Origin of the sequence: Paucibacter aquatile (assembly GCF_002885975.1) — a bacterium.
In the GTDB taxonomy this organism is placed as follows: Bacteria; Pseudomonadota; Gammaproteobacteria; order Burkholderiales; family Burkholderiaceae_C; genus Paucibacter_A; species Paucibacter_A aquatilis.
This window is the reverse complement of sequence record NZ_POSP01000003.1, coordinates 1,778,020-1,796,006: the sequence shown is the minus strand read 5'-3', so window position 1 is coordinate 1,796,006 and position 17,987 is coordinate 1,778,020. Positions and strand designations below refer to the sequence as shown.

Genomic DNA, 17,987 nt, shown 5'->3' with positions numbered 1-17,987 from the left:
GACCCAGTTCTGTGCTTGAATTTGGCCCGGCGCGAGGAACGCCGACCTTCGGCCAGAACAAGACCCTATCCCTTCCATGAGCGCACTCCCATCCACCGACATCACCCCCGGCCTGCTGGTCCTGCACGGCAACCGCGCCGAGCTGCTGGGCGATGCGGTGTTCGAGTGGCTGCGCCGCAGCCCTTTGCGCCCGCTGGAAGAAGAAGTGCTGCTGGTGCAGAGCAATGGCGTGGCCGAGTGGCTGAAGATGCAGCTGGCCAGCCTGCGCGGCATTTGCGCCGCCACCCGGGTGGAGCTGCCCGCCCGCTTCATGTGGCGCAGCTACCGCCAGCTGCTGGGCCGCGAGACCGTGCCGCCGCAGTCGCCGCTGGACAAGCTGCCGCTGACCTGGCGGCTGATGCGCTTGTTGCCCGAACTGCTGGAATCAGCGGCATCCGACCCGCAAGCGGCCGAGGTCTACGCGCCCCTGGCTGATTTTCTGCGGCGCGGTGGCCTGGACCGGCGCCTGCAGCTGGCCCAGCGCCTGGCTGACCTGTACGACCAGTACCAGATCTACCGCAGCGACTGGCTGGACGCTTGGGGCCTCGGCCACGATGTGCTGCCCGCCCAGCTGGCCCCGGCCGGTGAACAGCTGGACCTGCGCCAAGCCCCGCCGCTGGCGCCCGATCAACGCTGGCAGGCCTGGCTCTGGCGTGCCTTGCTGCAGCCGCTCTCGGCGGCCGAGCGGGCCGGCACGCGGCCGGTGCTGCACCAGCGCTTCATGCAGGCGCTGCAGGACGAGAGCCAGCCGCCGCGCGGCTTGCCGCGCCGCCTGGTTCTGTTCGGCATGACCCATGTGCCGCAGCAGACGCTGCAGGCCCTGGCCGCGCTGGCCCGCCACTGCCAGGTCATCCTGGCCCTGCCCAACCCCTGCCGCTACCACTGGGCAGACATCATCGACGGCCGCGAGCTGCTGCGCCAACAGCTTCGCGAGCAGCGCCGCCGCCAGCCCCTGCGCCAGGGCCGCGATCTGGCCGAGCTGCCGCTGGAGGAGATGCATGCCCACGCCCACCCCTTGCTGGCCGCCTGGGGCCGCCAGGGCCGCGATTTCGTGCGCGCGCTCGATGCCTTTGATGATGCGGTGCAGACCCAGGCCCGCTTTCCCGCGGCCAAGATCGACCTCTTCGATGAAGCTGCCGCTGAAGGCGAGGGCGGCAGCCTGCTGCAGCAGGTGCAGGCCCGCATCCGTGACCTGGTGCCCCTGGCCGAACATGCCGGCTACGGCCGCAGTGCGCCCGAGCCGGCCCTGCTGCAGGACCGCTCCATCGTCTTCCACATCGCCCACGGTGCCCAGCGCGAGGTTGAGATCCTGCACGACCAGCTCTTGAGCCTGCTGGCCGCGCCGCCACCGCCGGGCCTGCCGAAGCTGCAGCCGCGCGACATCGTCGTCATGCTGCCTGATGTCGAGGGCTTTGCGCCGGCCATCCGCTCGGTCTTCGGCCAGTACGCGCGCAGCGATGCGCGCCACATTCCTTTCGACATTGCCGACTTGAGCGAGCGCGGCAACAACCCGCTGATGGTGGCGCTGGAGTGGCTGCTGCGCCTGCCGCAAGCACGCTGCACCGCCAGCGAGCTGCGCGATCTGCTCGATGTGCCGGGCCTGGCCCTGCGCTTCGGTCTGGAGCCGGCCGATCTGCCGCGCCTGGCGCAGTGGATCAGCGGCGCCGGCATCCGCTGGGGCCTGAACGCCGAGCAGCGCGCCAGCCTGGGCCTGGCGGCCTGTGGCGAGCAGAACAGCTGGGCCTTCGGCCTGCGCCGCATGCTGCTGGGCTTTGCCAGCGGCCAGGGCGAGGCCTACCAGGGCATCGAGCCCTACGGCGAGATCGGCGGGCTGGAGGCGCATCTGGCCGGGTCGCTCGCCGATCTGCTCGGCGCCTTGCTGGACTGGCAGGCGCAGAGCGCCAGCCTGGCCACGCCGGCCGAGTGGGCGGCGCGCGGCCGCGCCTTGCTGGAGACTTTCTTCGAAGCCAGCGACGAGCGCGAACGCCTGAGCCTGGCGGCGCTGAACGCCGGCCTCTCGGCCTGGCTGGAGGCCTGCGAGGCGGCCGGTTTTGTGGATCAGCCGGTGGACCTGGCCGTGGCCCGCGAGGCCTGGCTGGACGGGGTGGACGAGCCCGGCCTGAACAAGCGCTTCCGCGCCGGTGGCGTCACCTTCTGCACCTTGATGCCCATGCGCGCCGTACCGTTTGAAGTGGTCTGCCTGCTCGGCATGAACGATGGCGACTACCCGCGCCGCAGCACCCGCAGCGATTTCGATTTGATGGGCCTGCCCGGTCAGCTGCGCCCGGGCGACCGCTCGCGTCGGCTGGACGACCGCCAGCTGCTGCTGGAGGCCTTGCTCTCGGCGCGGCGCCAGCTCTACATCAGCTGGAGCGGCCGCAGCGCGCGCGACAACAGCGAGCAGCCGCCCTCGGTGCTGGTCTCGCAGCTGCGCGACTATCTGGCCGCCGGCTGGGGTCAGGGCTTGCCCGAGGCGCTCAGCACCGAGCACCCGCTGCAGCCCTTCAGCCGCCGCTATTTCGAGCAGCCGGCCGACCCGCGCCGTTTCACGCATGCCCGTGAGTGGCGCGATGCGCATCTGCAAGCGGAGCCCTTGAGCAGCGAGTCCATCGGCATGGATGCCGCGGCCGAGGAGGAGCAAGCGCCGCTCAAGCTCGCCACCCTGGTCAGCTTTCTGCGCAACCCGGTGCGCGAGTTCTTCCGCCGCCGGCTCAATGTGCACTTCGAGGATGCGGAAGACGAGGCCGGCGAGGACGCCGAGGCCTTCGCGCTCGATGGCTTGCAAGACCACAGCCTGTTGGCCGGTCTGCTGGACCAGGTGCTCAATGCCCAGGAGCAGCGCCTGCAAAGCGCTGCGCCGCCTCTCAATCAGGGCGATCTGGCCGCGCTGATCCGCCTGCAGGCTGCCCGCCTGCAGCGCGCCGGCCGCCTGCCCATGGCCGAGCTGGGCCGCCGTGAAGAACAGCGCCTGGCCGAGGAACTGTTGCCCATGCTCGACCGCTGGCTGCGCCTGCAGGCCGACTACCCCGATGCCGCGCCCAAGGCCCCGCTGCGCCTGGGCCCGCTGGACGATTGGCTCGACGGGCTGCAACAGGCCGGCGAAGGCCTGTTTGCCGAGCGCGTGTGGCTGCAGCTGCTGCCCAGCCGCCTGTGCGGCAAGGCCGCAGCCAAAGGCAAGCCGCCGGCGCTGCGCATGGAGCGCCTGATCGCCCCCTGGGTGCGCATGTTGGCGGCCAGCAGCTGCGGGTTCGACACCGTGCCCGGCGTGCTGGTCGGGCGTGATGCCTGGCTGCAGCTGCAGCCGCTGGGCCAGGAGGAGGCGCAGCCCCTGCTGGCCGATCTGATCGCCCTGTGGCAGCAAGGCATGCAGGAGCCTTTGCCGCTGGCGCCCAAGACCGCGCTGGCTTTTCTCGATACCGAAAAAGGCAAGCCGGTCGAGGTCTTCGAGGGCGGCGGCTTTGCCTCGGCGGGGCGCCAGGCCATGCCGGGCGAGGGCGAGGAGATGAGCCTCACCCGCGTCTACCCCAGCTACGCCGCACTCAGCGCCGACGGCCGCTTTGCCGATCTGGCCCAGCGCCTCTTCGGCCCTCTGCGTGCCTGGGCCGAGCAAGGCGTGGTGATGCAGCTGCATGAAGCCGTGCAGGGCGATGTGTCGAACCTGGAGGCTCAGCCATGATCGCCTTCGTGAACACCCCGGGCATTCCCCTCGACCCCCTGAGCTTCCCGCTCTGGGGCAGCCGCCTGATTGAGGCCAGCGCCGGCACCGGCAAGACCTGGACGATTGCGGCCCTCTACCTGCGCCTGGTGCTGGGCCATGGCGGCGAGGAGGCGGCTTTTGAGCGGCCGCTGCAGCCGGCCGAGATTCTGGTGATGACCTTCACCCGCGCGGCCACGCGCGAGCTGTCTGACCGCATCCGCGCACGCTTGCTGGAGGCGGCGCGGGTGTTCCGCGGCGAGTTGGCCGCCCCCGATGGGCTGCTGCAAGCCCTGCTCGAGGCCTACCCCGAAGGCCCCGGCCGCCGCGCTGCAGCCTGGCGCCTGGCCGCCGCGGCCGAGGGCATGGACGAAGCGGCCGTGCACACCATCGACGCCTGGTGCCAGCGCATGCTGCGCGAGCATGCCTTCGACAGCGGCTGCCTGTTCGACGAAGAGCTGGTGGCCAACGAGCGCCTGCTGCTGGACGGCGCCACCCAGGACTACTGGCGCCAGCAGGTCTACCCGCTTGCTGGCGAGCAGCTCGATGCCGTGTTCGAGGTCTGGCCTGGTGTGGCCGCGCTGGGCGCCGATGCCCAGGCCTTGATGGCTCAGGAGTTGGACCAGGCGAGTGAGGGCGCCGGTTTTCAGCAGGCGCTGCCGGGCTCGCTGGGCGCGCTGATCGAGGCGCTGCAAGCCCGGCGGCGTGAGGCCTTGGCCTTGTTGAAGGATGGCTGGGTCGAGCGCGCCGAGGCCATGCAACGCTGGATTGATGTGCAGCTAGCACCCAAGCAATGCGCCTTCGACAAGCGCAAGCTGGCGACGCGGCATTACACCGCCTGGCTGAAAACCCTGGCCGAATGGGCGCTCGATCCCGAGCAGGAGACGCTGGAACTCAGCGATTCGGCCCTCAAGCGCTTGCCGCTCCGCGGCATGAAAGAAGCGCTCAAGCCCGATGCTGCGGAGCCCGACTGGCCGCCCGAGTTCGCCGCCTTCGAAGAGTTGCTCGCCGGCCTGGCCGCCTTGCCCTCGGCCAGCGCGCCGCTGCGCCTGCATGCGGCCCTGCACATCCGCGATCGCCTGGCCGAGCTCAAGCGCCAGGACGGCAGCTTCGGTTTTGCTGACATGCTGCAGCGCCTGGACGAGGCCCTCGATGAAGCGCGGCATGGCGACCATGCGCGCCGCCTGCGCGAGCGCATGCGGGCCCAGTACCCGGTGGCCTTGATCGATGAGTTCCAGGACACCTCGCCGCTGCAGACCCGCATCTTCGACCGGCTCTACCGCATCGCCGGCAACGCGCGCGACAGCACGCTCTTGCTGATCGGCGACCCCAAGCAATCGATCTACGGTTTCCGTGGCGCCGATATTTACAGTTATCTGAACGTACGCCGCCAGACCGAGGGCCGCCACTATCTGCTGGGCACCAACCACCGCTCGACGCAAGCCTTGGTTCAGGCAGTCAACAGCGTGTTCGCCCGGGCCGAGGCCTTTGACGCCGGCGCCTTCTTGCTGGGCAGCGCCGGGCTGGCCAGTCCCTTGCCCTTCCAGCCCGTGGCGGCGCGCGGGCGGGGTGAGGTGTTCGTCTGCAGCAGCGGTGCCGTTCCCGCGTTGCAGCTGTGGCTGGACCTGGATTTGCAGGACGGCCGCGCCAGCCTGCAGCGCTTTGGTGAGGTGTGCGCCGAGACCATCGTCAGCCTGCTCAATGATGAGAAAGCCGGGTTCTTGAATGAAACCCAGGGCAGATTCCAGCGCCTGCGCCCGGCCGACATCGCTGTGCTGGTGCGCAATGCCCGCGAGGCCTCGGCCGTGCGCGAGGCCATGCGGCGCCGTGGCCTGGCCTCGGTCTACCTGTCGGACAAGGACTCGGTCTTCGCCAGCGATGAGGCCCGCGACCTGCTGGCCTGGCTGCGCGCCGTGGCTTCCCCGCTCGATGCCCGCCTGGTGCGCGCCGCCCTGGCCAGCCCGACCTTGGGGCTGAGCCTGGTTGAGCTGGCCGAACTGGCCCGCGACGACGAAGCCTTTGATCTGCGCAGCGAGCAGCTCAAGGCCTTGCACAGTGTCTGGCAGCAGCAGGGTGTCTTGAGCATGTTGCGCCAGACCCTGCACCGTTTGCAGCTGCCCAGCCGTTGGCTGGCCGCAGGCCTGACGTTGCAGGTCAGCGGTGAGCGCCGCTTGACCAATGTGCTGCACTTGGCCGAGCTCTTGCAGTCGGCCAGCAGCCAACTGGACGGCGAGCAGGCCCTGATCCGCTGGCTGGCGGCCCAGATCGCCGAGCCCGGCAGCACCGGCGGCGAGGAGCAGATCGTGCGCCTGGAGAGCGACGCCGATCTGGTCAGGGTGGTGACGGTGCACAAATCCAAGGGCCTGGAGTACCCACTGGTGTTCCTGCCCTTTGCCGCCAGCTTCCGCGCCGTGGACAAGCGCCGCGCGCGCTACGTCAAGCTGGAGCAGCAGCTGCATCTGGAGCCCGATGCCGAGCAGATCGCCGCCGCCGATCTGGAGCGCCAGCGCGAGGACCTGCGCTTGTTCTACGTGGCCCTAACCCGCGCCCGCCATGCCCTGTGGCTGGGCGTCTCGGCCTTGAAAGTGGGGCAGAGCGACGATTGCCAGGTGCACCGCAGCGCCCTGGGCTATGTGCTCGGTGGCGGTGTGCCGCAGACGCCGGAGGAGCTCTGGAGCTCGGCCGAGGATCTGGCCGCTGGCGACCCGGCTGGCATTCACTTGAGCCGCCTGATCTACCGCCCGGACTGGCCCTGCAGCGCCTTGCAAGCGCGCGGGTCGGCGCCGCCGTTGCGCGAAGCCGAGGTGTACGAGGCCCAGTTCGAGCGCCGCTGGACGGTCAGCAGCTTCTCGGCCCTGGTGCGCGCGCTGAGCAGCGCCAAGGCGCCGGCCCTGGATGCCGGCCGCCTGATCAGCGACGCTGCCGCGCGCGACGACGAAGACCGCCTGGCTGACCCTGAGGCGGCGGCCCTGGCGGCGCAGGCGCCCGCTGAAACCCAAACATCAAGCAGCGTCAGCCTGTTGCCCGCCTGGCACCGCTTCCCGCGTGGCGCTTTTGCCGGCAATTTTCTGCACGATCAGCTGGAATGGTTGGCCGGTGAGGGCTTTGCCCTGGCCGAGTCTCCGGCCCTGCAAGCCCAGCTGCGAGCGCGCTGCGAGCGTCAGGGCTGGGGCAACTGGTCGGACGAGGTCTTGAGCTGGTTGAGTCGCCTGCTGCAAACGCCGCTGCCGCCGCTGAGCGAGGGCGCTTCGCTGGCGCGCCTGGACGCGCTGCTGCCGGAAATGGAGTTCTGGTTCCCCAGCAGCGGGCTGAGCTCGCAGTCCATCGACGCGCTCTGCCGCCAGCATCTGCTCGGCGGCCGGCCGCGTCCGGCCCTGCCGGAGCGGGCGCTGCAGGGTTTGATGATGGGCTTTGCCGACCTGGTTTTCGAGCAGGGCGGGCGTTTCTGGGTCTTGGACTACAAGTCCAATGCCCTGGGTGAGCGCGATGCCGATTACGACCATGAGGTCCTCGAGGCTGCCATGGCCGAACACCGTTATGACGTGCAGGCCGCGCTCTACCTGCTGGCCCTGCACCGCCTGCTGCGCCAGCGCCTGGGCGAGCTTTACGAGCCGGCCCAGCACCTGGGCGGCGCGCTCTACCTCTTCATGCGCGGCATGGACGGCCCCGAGGCTGGCTGCCTGTGGGTGCGGCCGCCGCTGGCGCTGTTGGAGGGGCTTGAGGATCTGATCGATGCGCAGCACCAGGAAGAAGAAAAAGTAGAAGAGGTATGACCATGGACCCGATCACGCCCTCCGCGCTGCAGCAGGAGTTGAAAGCCTGGGTGCAGAACAAGTGGTTGCGCCGCCTGGACGCGGCCCTGGCCGGCTTCATGCATGAGCTGGACCCGCAGGCCGATGCGGCCGTGCTGCTGGCCGTGGCCTTGCTCAGCCATCTGGAAGGGCGTGGCCATGCCTGCCTGCCCCTGGCGCAGCTCTGCGAGGACGCGCCCGACCTGCTGGGCTGGGGTGCCGAGCCGGCGCAACGTTTGGCGGAGCTGAACCTGCCGACGACGCCGGCCGAGTGGACGCAGTGTTTGGCGGCCAGCCCCCTGGTCTGGCAGCCCGGCGCGCCCGACAACCACAGCCCGCTGGTGCTGCAAGGCCAGCGCCTTTATCTGCGCCGTTACTGGCAGTACGAGCAGCGCGTGGCCAGCCAGGTGCTGGCGCGCGTGTCCGCGACCGAGCGGCTCGACACCTTGGCCTTGCGCGCCTGGCTGTGCCGCTTGTTCCCCATACCGGCCGCGGGCCTGGACTGGCAGCAACTGGCCTGTGCCGTGGCCTTGCGCAGCCGCCTGGCCGTCATCACCGGCGGCCCGGGCACGGGCAAGACCTACACGGCCGCGCGCCTGCTGGCTCTGCTGTTCGCCGTCCACGCGCAGCGCCAGACCCTGCGCGTGGCCCTAGCCGCCCCGACGGGCAAGGCGGCGGCGCGGCTCAAGCAGTCCATCGAGTCGGCCCTGCAAGGCCTGGCCGAGGCGCTGGCGCCGGACTTCGATCTGCGCGAGCTGGCCTCCCACATCGGCCCCGCGCGCACCCTGCACGCCTTGCTGGGCGCGCGGCCGGACACGCGCGCCTTCCGCGCCGATGCGGCCCATCCGCTGGAGTTGGATGTGCTGATCGTGGACGAGGCGTCCATGGTCCATCTGGAAATGATGGCGGCCTTGCTGGAGGCCTTGCCGCCCGGCGCACGCTTGATCCTGCTGGGCGACAAGGACCAGCTCGCCTCGGTGGAGGCCGGCGCGGTGCTGGGGGATCTCTGCCGCGAGGCCGAGCGTGGCGGCTACAGCGCGGCCACCGCGGCTTTTGCGCAGGCGGCGACGGGTCAGGTCTTGCCTGCCGAGTACTTGCAGGCCGAGCGGCCTCAAGCCCTGGCCCAGGCCACCGTGATGCTTCGCGAAAGCCGGCGTTTTGGTGGGCCGATCGGCCAGCTGGCCTTGGCGGTCAACCGCGGCGATGTGGCGGCGGCTCAAGGCTTGATGGCGCAAGCAGAAGATCAGGCCTTGCTGCAGCTGCCAGCGCCCGAGCCGGCCGATGTCTTGCGCCTGGCCCTGCAGGGGCGGCCCGGTGCGCCGGGCGGTTATGCCTCGTATTTGCAAGCCTTGCGCCAGCGCCCGCCGGCGGAGGCCGGCCTGCTGGCCTTTGAGGACTGGGCGCGTTGGGTGTTGGGCGAATTCGAGCGCTTTCGCCTGCTCTGCGCCGTGCGCGCCGGCGTCTGGGGCACCGAGGGGATCAATCTGGCGGTGGAGCGGGCTCTCGCCGAGGCGGGTCTGCTGAGCCGGCGCGGCGAGTGGTACGAGGGCCGGCCCCTCATGGTCACGCGCAACGACCCCAGCGTCGGCGTGTTCAACGGCGACATCGGCATCGCGCTCAAGCCGCACAAGCTGCTCGATGCCCAGGGCCTGATTCCCCTGCGCGCCTACTTCCTCGATGGCCCGCAGCTGCGCTCGGTGGGCGTGAGCCGCCTCAACGATGTGGAGACGGCGTTTGCGATGACGGTGCACAAATCCCAGGGCTCAGAGTTCGAGCACACGGTGTTGGTGCTGCCCGAGCAGGGTGGCAGCCATCTGAGCCGCGAGCTGGTCTACACCGGCATCACCCGCGCCCGCAAGTTCTTCACCCTGGTCAGCCCCCAGGCCCAGACCTTCCACCAAGCCTTGCGCCAGCGCACCCGGCGGGCCAGTGGCCTGCTGGACTTGCTGGCTGTTTGAGTCTTCCTCACTGAAATTTTTTCACGCCTGCAGCCCATGCCCAGATTCCTGCACACCGCCGATTGGCAGATCGGCCGCTGGTTCAGCAGCTTCGATCCCGAGGATGCCTTGCCCCTGGCCGAAGCGCGCTTGGCGGCCGTGGAGCGGCTGGCCGCACTGGCCTGTACACACGAGGTCGATGCGGTGCTGGTGGCCGGCGATGTGTTCGATGCGCAGACGGTGTCGGAGCGAACGATACGCCGCATGTTCAACGCCATGGCAGGCTTCAGCGGGCCCTGGGTGCTGATCTCGGGCAACCACGATGCGGCCCTGGCTGAAAGCGTGTGGACGCGTGCCCGGCGCCTGGGCGCGGTGCCGGCCCATGTGCATCTGGCCCTACGGCCCGAGCCCTTGCTGCTGGAAGCCTGCCGCACGGCCATCCTGCCGGCGCCGCTGAGCCAACGTCATACCTACGGGGACAGCACAGCCTGGTTCGACGCGGTCGAGACGCCGGCGGGCTGGTTGCGCCTGGGCCTGGCGCATGGCAGCGTGCAGGGCATCCTGGCCGAGTCCATGGTCGACGCGACCAACCCGATCGCGCCGGACCGCGCAGCGCGTGCGCGCCTGGACTACCTGGCCCTGGGCGACTGGCATGGCGGCAAGCGCATCGAGGCTCGCTGCTGGTACAGCGGCACGCCCGAGCCGGATCGATTCAAGGCCAATGACTCGGGGCAGGCCCTGCTGGTGGAGATCGACGCACCCGGTGCGGAGCCGCGCGTGCAGGCGCTGCGCACGGCGCAGTTCGACTGGCTGGAGCTGTCCGCCAGCCTGCGCGTGGCCAGCGATCTGGACGGCTTGCTGCAGCGCCTGGAGGCCTTGCCGGCCCACACCGTGTTGAGCTTGCGGCTCGAAGGCCAGCTGGCGCTGGACCTGCATCAGCGCTTGAATGCCGCACTGGCCGTGTTGCGGGGGCGCCTGCGCCACCTGAGCGTGGAGGCCTCGGCCCTGAGCTTGGCGCCGACCGACGAGGACATCGCCGCCCTGCAGGCCGATGGCTATCTAGCCGAGGTGATTGCGGAGCTGCGCGAACTGGGAGCGGCCGGACCGGCACCAAGCTCTGAGGAGCCGGGCGAGGCCGAGATCGCCCGCGAGGCCCTGGCCTTGCTGACTGCCACTCTGGCCCAGCGCCGCAGGGAGCTGTCGGCATGAACGCGCCTCTGCAACTGAGCCGCCTGCGCGTCGAGCAGCTGCGGCAGTTCCGGCAAGGATTCGAGCTGGCGAACCTGCAACCCGGCCTCAACATCTTTTGCGGTCCGAACGAGGCGGGCAAGAGCAGCCTGGTGCGCGCCATCCGTGCCGCTTTTTTTGAGCGGCACCGCTCATCGGCCGTGGGCGATCTGCTGCCCTGGGGCGACAGCAGCGCCGCGCCCAGCGTGGAGCTGGACTTTGCTTTCGATGGCCACCAGTACCGTCTGGCCAAGAGCTTCGGCAAACGGCCGCGCTGCGACTTGCGCATCGATGCACGCAGCCTGGAGGGCGCGGAGGCCGAGGACCATCTGGCCCAGCTTTTCGGCTACGGCTTCGCCAGCCGCGGCGCCAGCAAGACCGAGCATTGGGGCATACCGGGCCTGCTCTGGGTGGAGCAGGGCACAGGCCAAGAGCTGCGCGAGGCGGCCCAGCATGCTCGCGAACATCTGCACGGCGCCTTGCAAAGCCAGGCCGAGCGCTTGGGGCAGGGCGCGGCCGCCCAGGTGGCGGCCAGCGGTGGCGATGCGCTGCTGAGCGAGCTGCGCGCCCAGCGCGGCGAGCTGCTCACGGCCACCGGCAAGCCTCGCGCCGAGCTGGAGCAGGCCGCCCAGCGGGTGCAGGCTTTGCAACAATCGCTGCAGGATCTGGACCTGCAGATCGCCCGTTACCGCGAGGATGTGGACCGCTTGGCCCAGCTGCGCAGCCAGCACCAGCGCGATGAGCAAGAGCGGCCTTGGGAGCAGCTGCAGCAGCAGTTGCTTCAAGCCCAGCAGGCGCAAACGGCCCTGCAGCAGAGCGAACAGCAGCTGGGCGAGGCCCGCCAGCGCATGAACCAGTTGCAGAATCAGCAGCAACTGCTGCAGCGCCAGCTGCAGGCTTTTGCCGAACAGGAGCGTGCTGCCACACAGCGCGAGCAGGCCTTGGCGCAGGCCAGCGAACAGCTGCAGCGCGCGCAGGCTGGCCTGGCCCCGGCGCGCGATCAGTTCAAGCACAGCAGCGCCCAGGTGCGCCAGGCCCAGGCCCAGTTGCAACAGTCCCGCCAGGCCGAAGCCGCGCGCCAGACCCGACAGCAGCTGGAGGCCGCGCAGCATCAGCAAGCCCGCATGACCGAGGCCTTGCAACATGCCGAGGCGGCCCAGCAGAGCGTGGCTGCGCTGCGTGCGCCGCAGGCGCAGCAGCGGCCGCTCACCAAGGCTGACCTGGATACCTTGCGCAAGCTGGATCAGCGTCTGCGCGAGCTGAGCTTGCAGCGCCAGGCTTTGGCCACCCGGCTGGAGTTCAAGCTGGATGCGGGCCAGCAGCTGCGTTTGCGCCAGGAGGGGCAGGCCGAGGCGGAATCACTCGCGGGCCAGGGTCAGGTCTTGCTGGCTGCGCCTGGGGTGCTCGATCTGCCGGGTCTGGGGCGCTTGCGCATCACGCCAGGCGGCCAGGATCTGGACGGCCTGGAGGCTCGCTGGAGCGAGGCGCGAGCGGAACATGCCGCAGCGATGGAGCGTTTGGGCGTGCAGGACCTGGCCGAGGCGGAGAGTCGGTTTGCTGCCCAGCAGGAAGCCTTGGCCCAGCTCAAGCTGGTCGAGCAGGCTCTGGCCTTGAGCGCGCCCCAGGGCCTGGCGCGGCTGCAGCAGGAGCAGGCCGATCTGCAGGCCCGGCTCTTGGCCTTGCACGATGCGCTGGCGCAGCAGGCCGCCGGTGAAGCGGCCACTGCGCTCAGTGTGGCTGAGGCTGAATCTGCGCTCGATGCGACCCAGCGCGTGGAAGAAGCGGCCCGCCAGCAGCTCGGCCGCCTGGAACAACAGCACAGCGCGATGGAGGCCCAGCAGCTGCAAGCGCAGCGCGAGCTGGAGCTGGCCCGAGCTCAGTTGGCCGAGCCCGGTCGATTGGAGCGGCAGCGCGAGCATCAGCGGCAGTGGCTGGCCGGGGAGGCTGAGTTGGCGGCCGTGGCTGCCCGCATCGAAACTTTGCAAGCCAGCCTGGACCGCGCGCGGCCGGACATCGTCCAGCAAGACATCGCGCGCCTGCAGCGCAGCGTTCAACAAATGCAGCAGGCCCATCAGGAGCTTGCGGTGCAGATCCAGCTGATCGAGCAGAGCCTGCAGCAGGCGGGCGCGCAGGGCTTGGACGAGCAGCGCGAGCAAAGCGCCGGGGATCTTGCACGCGCCCAGCGCCGCTGGCATGAGCTGCGGCTGCGCGCTGCTGCACTCGATCTGCTCTGCCGCAAGCTCGACGGCAAACGCCAGGCCAGCCTGGCCCGCCTGCAAGCGCCGCTGCAGCAGCATTTGCAGCGTTATGTGCAACTGCTGTTCCCGGATGCCCGGCTCGATGTGGACGAGGCCTTGACGCCGGGCTTGCTCCAGCGCGGCGTGGAGAGCGGCGATTTCGAAGCACTGAGCTTCGGCGCCCGTGAGCAGCTCGGGCTGATCAGCCGTTTTGCCTATGCCGACCTCTTGCAAGAAGCCGGCCGGCCGACCCTGCTCATCCTCGACGACGCCTTGGTGCACAGCGATGCGCAGCGCCTGGCGCAAATGAAGCGCGTGATCTTCGACGCCGCGCAGCGCCACCAGCTGCTGCTCTTCACCTGCCACCCCGAGGACTGGCGCGATCTCGGCGTCGCCCAGCGCAGCTTGCGTTGATCGCAAGTGGCCTGCGCGTGCAGTCTTGTGCATGCCCGGGCTCTGTGCGCGGTTGCACGCGCAGGCAGGCAAACAAAAAAGGGATCTGGAAACAAAAAACGCTGCGAATGCAGCGTCGGATGTGTGGGCCAGTGGCCGTGGATTGCGAGGAATCCGATGGACGTCGTCAAAGCGACTTGAACAAGAATCAACTGGTCGGGGTGAGAGGATTCGAACCTCCGGCCTCTACGTCCCGAACGTAGCGCTCTACCAGGCTAAGCTACACCCCGATTTGTCTTTTGACTTGTTCTGCCGCTCTGCGCGGGTGCTATTCAAACGAGGTTTAAAAAGACCGCTCAACCGACTGAGCCGCAAATTCTAGCAGAGATTCTTGCCATTTGCTAGCAGGCAACAAATTCAGGCAATCTCGGGCCAGCTTGGCTTCGCCACGAGCGGCTTCGCGGGTGGCATCTAACGCACCGGTTGTGCGGACGATTTCCACGATCTCGCTCAGGCGCTCCAGCTCGCCATGCTCGATGGCATGGCGGATCAGCGCGCGCTGCTCGGGCGTGCCGCGTTCCATGGCGATCAGCAAGGGCAGGGTGGTCTTGCCTTCGCGCAGGTCGTCGCCGACGTTTTTGCCCAGGGCCTGGCTGTCACCTTCGTAGTCCAGCACATCGTCGATCAGTTGGAAAGCGGTGCCCAGGGCGCGGCCGTAGCCGGCGCAGGCTTCTTCCACTACGGGCGAGGCATCGGCCAGCACGGCGCCGAGGCGGGCGCTGGCTTCGAACAGCTTGGCGGTCTTGTAGCGAATCACGCGCAGATAGCTGTCGACCGTGATGTCCGGGTCGTGCATGTTCATCAGCTGCAGCACTTCGCCTTCGGCGATCACATTGGTCGCCTCCGCCAGCACTTCCAGCACGCGCATGCGGTTCACCGACACCATCATCTGGAAGGCGCGCGAGTAGAGGAAGTCACCGACCAAGACGCTGGCAGCGTTGCCGAACAGGGCGTTGGCGGTCTGTTTGCCGCGGCGCAGCGAGGATTCATCGACCACGTCGTCATGCAGCAGCGTGGCGGTGTGGATGAATTCGATCACGGCGGCCAGCTCGAAACGCTCCGGCTTGTCGTAGCCGAGGGCATTGGCGAACAAGAGCACCAGCTTGGGGCGGATGCGTTTGCCGCCGGCGTGGACGATGTAACCCGCGATCTGGTTGATCAGCGCGACGTCAGAGCCAAGCCGGCGGCCGATGACGGCGTCGACTTCGAGCATCTCGGCGTTCAGCGTGGCAAGGGCCTCGCTCAGCACGGGCTTGGGGGAGGGGGACGAAGCAGGCGCAGCGTGCACTCTCGGCTCTCAATTTGGCGAAGCTGCGATTATAGGAACAGCGCTGCCGCCCTTTCGCCCGGAGGTGCAAGTCTTGCTGCGCTGGTGCGATGGAAGGCAGGTCAGAGGTGTCGCCAAGGAAACGCTGGGAGCTTGGCGCTTGTGATCTGCGCTGCCCCGTGCTACACTCGCGGGCTCTGCGCAGTTCTTGCTGCAGAGCTTAGGCCTGTGCTGGTGCGTGAGAGGTGGGTGTCTTCTGGAGGCCTGCCGAAATCCGCAAGGGGTGCGCAACAAGCGCAGGTGGTTCAATTGAAAGGGCTGATATGTACGCGGTCATAAAAACCGGCGGCAAGCAATACAAAGTTGCGGCTGGCGAAAAGATCAAAGTAGAACAGATTGCTGCGGATGTTGGCCAAGAGATTGTGATCGACCAAATTTTGGCTGTCGGCAACGGCGCTGAACTGAAGGTTGGCACTCCCTTGGTTGCTGGCGCTAGCATCACTGCCACGGTTGTGGCCCACGGTAAGCACGACAAAGTGCGCATCTTCAAGCTGCGTCGTCGTAAGCATTACAAGAAGAGCCAAGGCCATCGCCAGACTTACACCGAGCTGCAAATCAGCGCGGTGAACGGCTGAGCAGCGGTCAAACGCTAACTTCTTCGCCAACAGTTCAAGGAGCTAATCCATGGCACAGAAAAAGGGCGGCGGTTCCACACGGAACGGCCGCGACTCCAAACCCAAGATGCTCGGTGTGAAGGCCTTCGGCGGCCAGACCATCTCTGCAGGTTCCATCATCGTGCGTCAGCGCGGTACCAAGTTCCATCCCGGCACCAATGTCGGTATCGGCAAGGACCACACGCTGTTCGCGCTGGTCGACGGCCAAGTGTCGTTCGCCATCAAGGGTGAGAACAGCCGTCAGACGGTGTTCGTGACTCCGGTCTGATCGTTTCCGAACGAGCACATCGAAGCACAGCGCGGGTGGAGGGCAGCAGCCGGCCACCCGTTGCCCAAAGCCCCGGCTTGCCGGGGCTTTTGCTTTTTGAGGCTGCATTTGCGATGCAGGGTTTTCACCCGCATTGCCTTACCATCGCCTCAAAAGGCACGGAGCAAGCGACAAGCTTATGAAGTTCATAGACGAAGCCACCATCGATATCGTGGCCGGCAATGGTGGCGCCGGCTGTGCGAGTTTCCGCCGCGAAAAGTTCATTCCTTTCGGCGGCCCGGATGGGGGTGACGGTGGGCGCGGCGGCAGCATCTATGCTGTGGCAGACAGCAACCTCAACACCCTGATTGATTACCGCTACGCACGCCGCCACGAGGCGCGCAATGGCGAAGCCGGCCGTGGCTCCGATTGCTACGGCGCTGCTTCCGAGGACGTGATCCTGCGCATGCCGGTCGGCACCATCGTGCGCGATCTGGAAACCGACACCGTCATTGCCGAGCTACTCGAGCCCGGTGAAAAGATCTTGCTGGCCAAGGGTGGCGACGGTGGCTTCGGCAATCTGCATTTCAAGACCAGCACCAACCGCGCCCCGCGTCAGAAGACGCCTGGTTGGCCCGGCGAGGCCAAGAAGGTCAAGCTGGAGTTGCGGGTGCTGGCTGACGTGGGCCTGCTCGGTCAGCCCAATGCTGGCAAGTCGACCCTGATCACGGCCGTTTCGAACGCGCGCCCCAAGATTGCCGACTACCCCTTCACCACCTTGCACCCGAATCTGGGTGTGGTGCGCGTCGGCCCGGAAAAGAGTTTCGTGGTCGCCGACATTCCCGGTCTGATCGAAGGTGCGGCCGAGGGCGCCGGCCTGGGTCATCAATTCCTGCGTCACTTGCAGCGCACGCGTCTGCTGCTGCATGTGGTGGATCTGGCTCCGTTCGACCCCGCGGTCGATCCGGTGGCGGAGGCCAAGGCCATCGTCAACGAGCTGAAGAAGTACGACCAGGAACTGCACGACAAGCCGCGCTGGTTGGTGCTGAACAAGCTGGACATGGTGCCCGAGGACGAGCGCGCCAAGCGCGTCAAGGATTTCATCAAGCGCTACAAGTGGAAGGGCCCGGTCTTCGAGATCTCGGCCCTGACGCGCGAGGGCTGCCAGCCGCTGATCCATGCGATCTACGACCATGTGGCCACGGCGCACAAGGTCCATGTCGAAGCCGACCCGCGCTTCCCCGACGGCAAGCCGGCCGCGGAGCTGGACGAAGCCGCGGAACAAAAGGCATGAGCCGCGCGCTTGCGGGCGCGCGCCGCATCGTCGTCAAAGTTGGCTCTAGTCTGGTGACCAACGAAGGCCGCGGCGTCGATGCCGAGGCCATCGGCAACTGGTGCCGGCAGCTGGCTGCCCTGGCGGCCGAGGGCCGCGAGGTGGTGATGGTGTCCAGCGGCGCCATTGCCGAAGGCATGAAGCGCCTGGGTTGGAGCACGCGACCCAAAGAGCTGCATGAGCTGCAGGCCGCAGCAGCTGTCGGCCAGATGGGCTTGGCCCAGATGTACGAGAGCAAGCTGCGCGAGCATGGCATGGGCAGCGCCCAGGTCCTGCTGACCCATGCCGACCTGGCCGACCGCGAGCGCTATCTCAATGCCCGTTCGACCCTGCTGACCTTGCTGCAGCACCGCGTGCTGCCGGTCATCAACGAGAACGACACCGTCGTCAACGACGAGATCAAGTTCGGCGACAACGACACCCTCGGTGCGCTGGTGGCCAATTTGATCGAGGCGGATGCCCTGGTCATCCTGACCGACCAGAAGGGCTTGTACTCGGCCGATCCGCGGCGCGACCCGAATGCGCAGTTCATTGCCGAGGCGGTGGCGGGCACGCCCGAGCTGGAGCAGATGGCCGGCGGTGCAGGTTCGTCGCTGGGGCGCGGCGGCATGATCACCAAGATCCTGGCCGCCAAACGTGCGGCAGGCAGCGGCGCCAACACCGTGATTGCCTGGGGTCGCGAGCCCGATGTCTTGCTGCGCCTGGCCGCTGGCGAAGCCATCGGCACGGCCTTGCTGGCCAGCCTGCCCAAGCTGACGGCGCGCAAGCAATGGATGGTGGATCATCTGCAGCTGCGCGGCGCGGTCTCGGTGGATGCCGGCGCCGTGCTCAAGCTGCAGGCCGAAGGCAAGAGCCTGCTGCCCATCGGCGTGATGGAGGTGCAGGGCGAATTCCATCGCGGCGATGTCATTGCCGTGCGCGACCCGGAAGGGCGTGAACTGGCGCGCGGCCTGAGCAACTACTCCAGCGCCGAAGCCCGCCTGATCGCCCGCAAGCCCTCGGCCGAGATCGGCCGTGTGCTCGGCTACGCGGCCGAGCCAGAGCTGATCCATCGCGACAACCTGGTGCTTCGCTGAGTCGACTGCGTC

Annotated in this window: 10 protein-coding genes and 1 tRNA gene; 9 read left to right on the top strand and 2 right to left on the bottom strand. The window is 68.1% G+C overall.

Translation table 11 applies throughout. The features are described from left to right. The first annotated feature begins 76 nt into the window (after nt 1-76). Genes recC through C1O66_RS10920 form a run of 5 tightly spaced genes read left to right on the top strand, consistent with a single transcriptional unit; the run spans nt 77 to nt 13,339 of the window. Entirely contained in the window at nt 77-3,715 is a 3,639-nt protein-coding gene (gene recC / locus C1O66_RS10940; protein ID WP_102767910.1) for an exodeoxyribonuclease V subunit gamma, read from the top strand. Then, the gene (recB, locus tag C1O66_RS10935) at nt 3,712-7,506 is read left to right on the top strand and encodes an exodeoxyribonuclease V subunit beta (protein WP_102767909.1); all 3,795 of its coding nucleotides are present in this window, start codon (nt 3,712-3,714) and stop codon (nt 7,504-7,506) included. The genes recC and recB overlap by 4 nt, the downstream gene beginning before the upstream one ends. Before the next feature lie 2 nt (nt 7,507-7,508). Next, entirely contained in the window at nt 7,509-9,482 is a 1,974-nt protein-coding gene (gene recD / locus C1O66_RS10930) for an exodeoxyribonuclease V subunit alpha (RefSeq protein ID WP_102767908.1), read from the top strand. 36 nt (nt 9,483-9,518) lie between these two features. Continuing rightward, nucleotides 9,519-10,670 (top strand): metallophosphoesterase family protein, encoded by a 1,152-nt coding sequence (locus C1O66_RS10925; protein ID WP_102767907.1) that lies wholly within the window; start codon nt 9,519-9,521, stop codon nt 10,668-10,670. After that, the gene (locus C1O66_RS10920) at nt 10,667-13,339 is read left to right on the top strand and encodes an AAA family ATPase (RefSeq protein ID WP_102767906.1); all 2,673 of its coding nucleotides are present in this window, start codon (nt 10,667-10,669) and stop codon (nt 13,337-13,339) included. The genes C1O66_RS10925 and C1O66_RS10920 overlap by 4 nt, the downstream gene beginning before the upstream one ends. A 192-nt stretch (nt 13,340-13,531) precedes the next feature. Here the strand turns inward: C1O66_RS10920 and C1O66_RS10915 are convergent. Together C1O66_RS10915 and ispB are read right to left on the bottom strand one after the other, a co-directional pair. Further along, nucleotides 13,532-13,608 (bottom strand) — tRNA-Pro (locus tag C1O66_RS10915). 53 nt (nt 13,609-13,661) lie between these two features. Then, nucleotides 13,662-14,591 (bottom strand): octaprenyl diphosphate synthase, encoded by a 930-nt coding sequence (gene ispB, locus C1O66_RS10910; RefSeq protein ID WP_102769595.1) that lies wholly within the window; start codon nt 14,589-14,591, stop codon nt 13,662-13,664. 377 nt (nt 14,592-14,968) lie between these two features. Between ispB and rplU the strand changes: the two genes are divergently transcribed. The 4 genes from rplU to proB all read left to right on the top strand — a co-directional run bounded on the left by rplU (nt 14,969) and on the right by proB (nt 17,975). Next, nucleotides 14,969-15,280: a 50S ribosomal protein L21 gene (gene rplU, locus C1O66_RS10905; protein ID WP_102767905.1), complete on the top strand. Its 312-nt coding sequence runs from the start codon at nt 14,969-14,971 to the stop codon at nt 15,278-15,280. Nucleotides 15,281-15,329: 49 nt separating this feature from the next. Continuing rightward, nucleotides 15,330-15,587, top strand: coding sequence for a 50S ribosomal protein L27 (gene rpmA, locus C1O66_RS10900; RefSeq protein ID WP_102767904.1), 258 nt, complete (start codon nt 15,330-15,332; stop codon nt 15,585-15,587). 178 nt (nt 15,588-15,765) lie between these two features. Beyond that, nucleotides 15,766-16,860 (top strand): GTPase ObgE, encoded by a 1,095-nt coding sequence (obgE, locus tag C1O66_RS10895; RefSeq protein ID WP_102767903.1) that lies wholly within the window; start codon nt 15,766-15,768, stop codon nt 16,858-16,860. After that, nucleotides 16,857-17,975, top strand: coding sequence for a glutamate 5-kinase (gene proB / locus C1O66_RS10890; RefSeq protein WP_102767902.1), 1,119 nt, complete (start codon nt 16,857-16,859; stop codon nt 17,973-17,975). The genes obgE and proB overlap by 4 nt, the downstream gene beginning before the upstream one ends. The last annotated feature ends 12 nt before the right edge of the window (nt 17,976-17,987 follow it).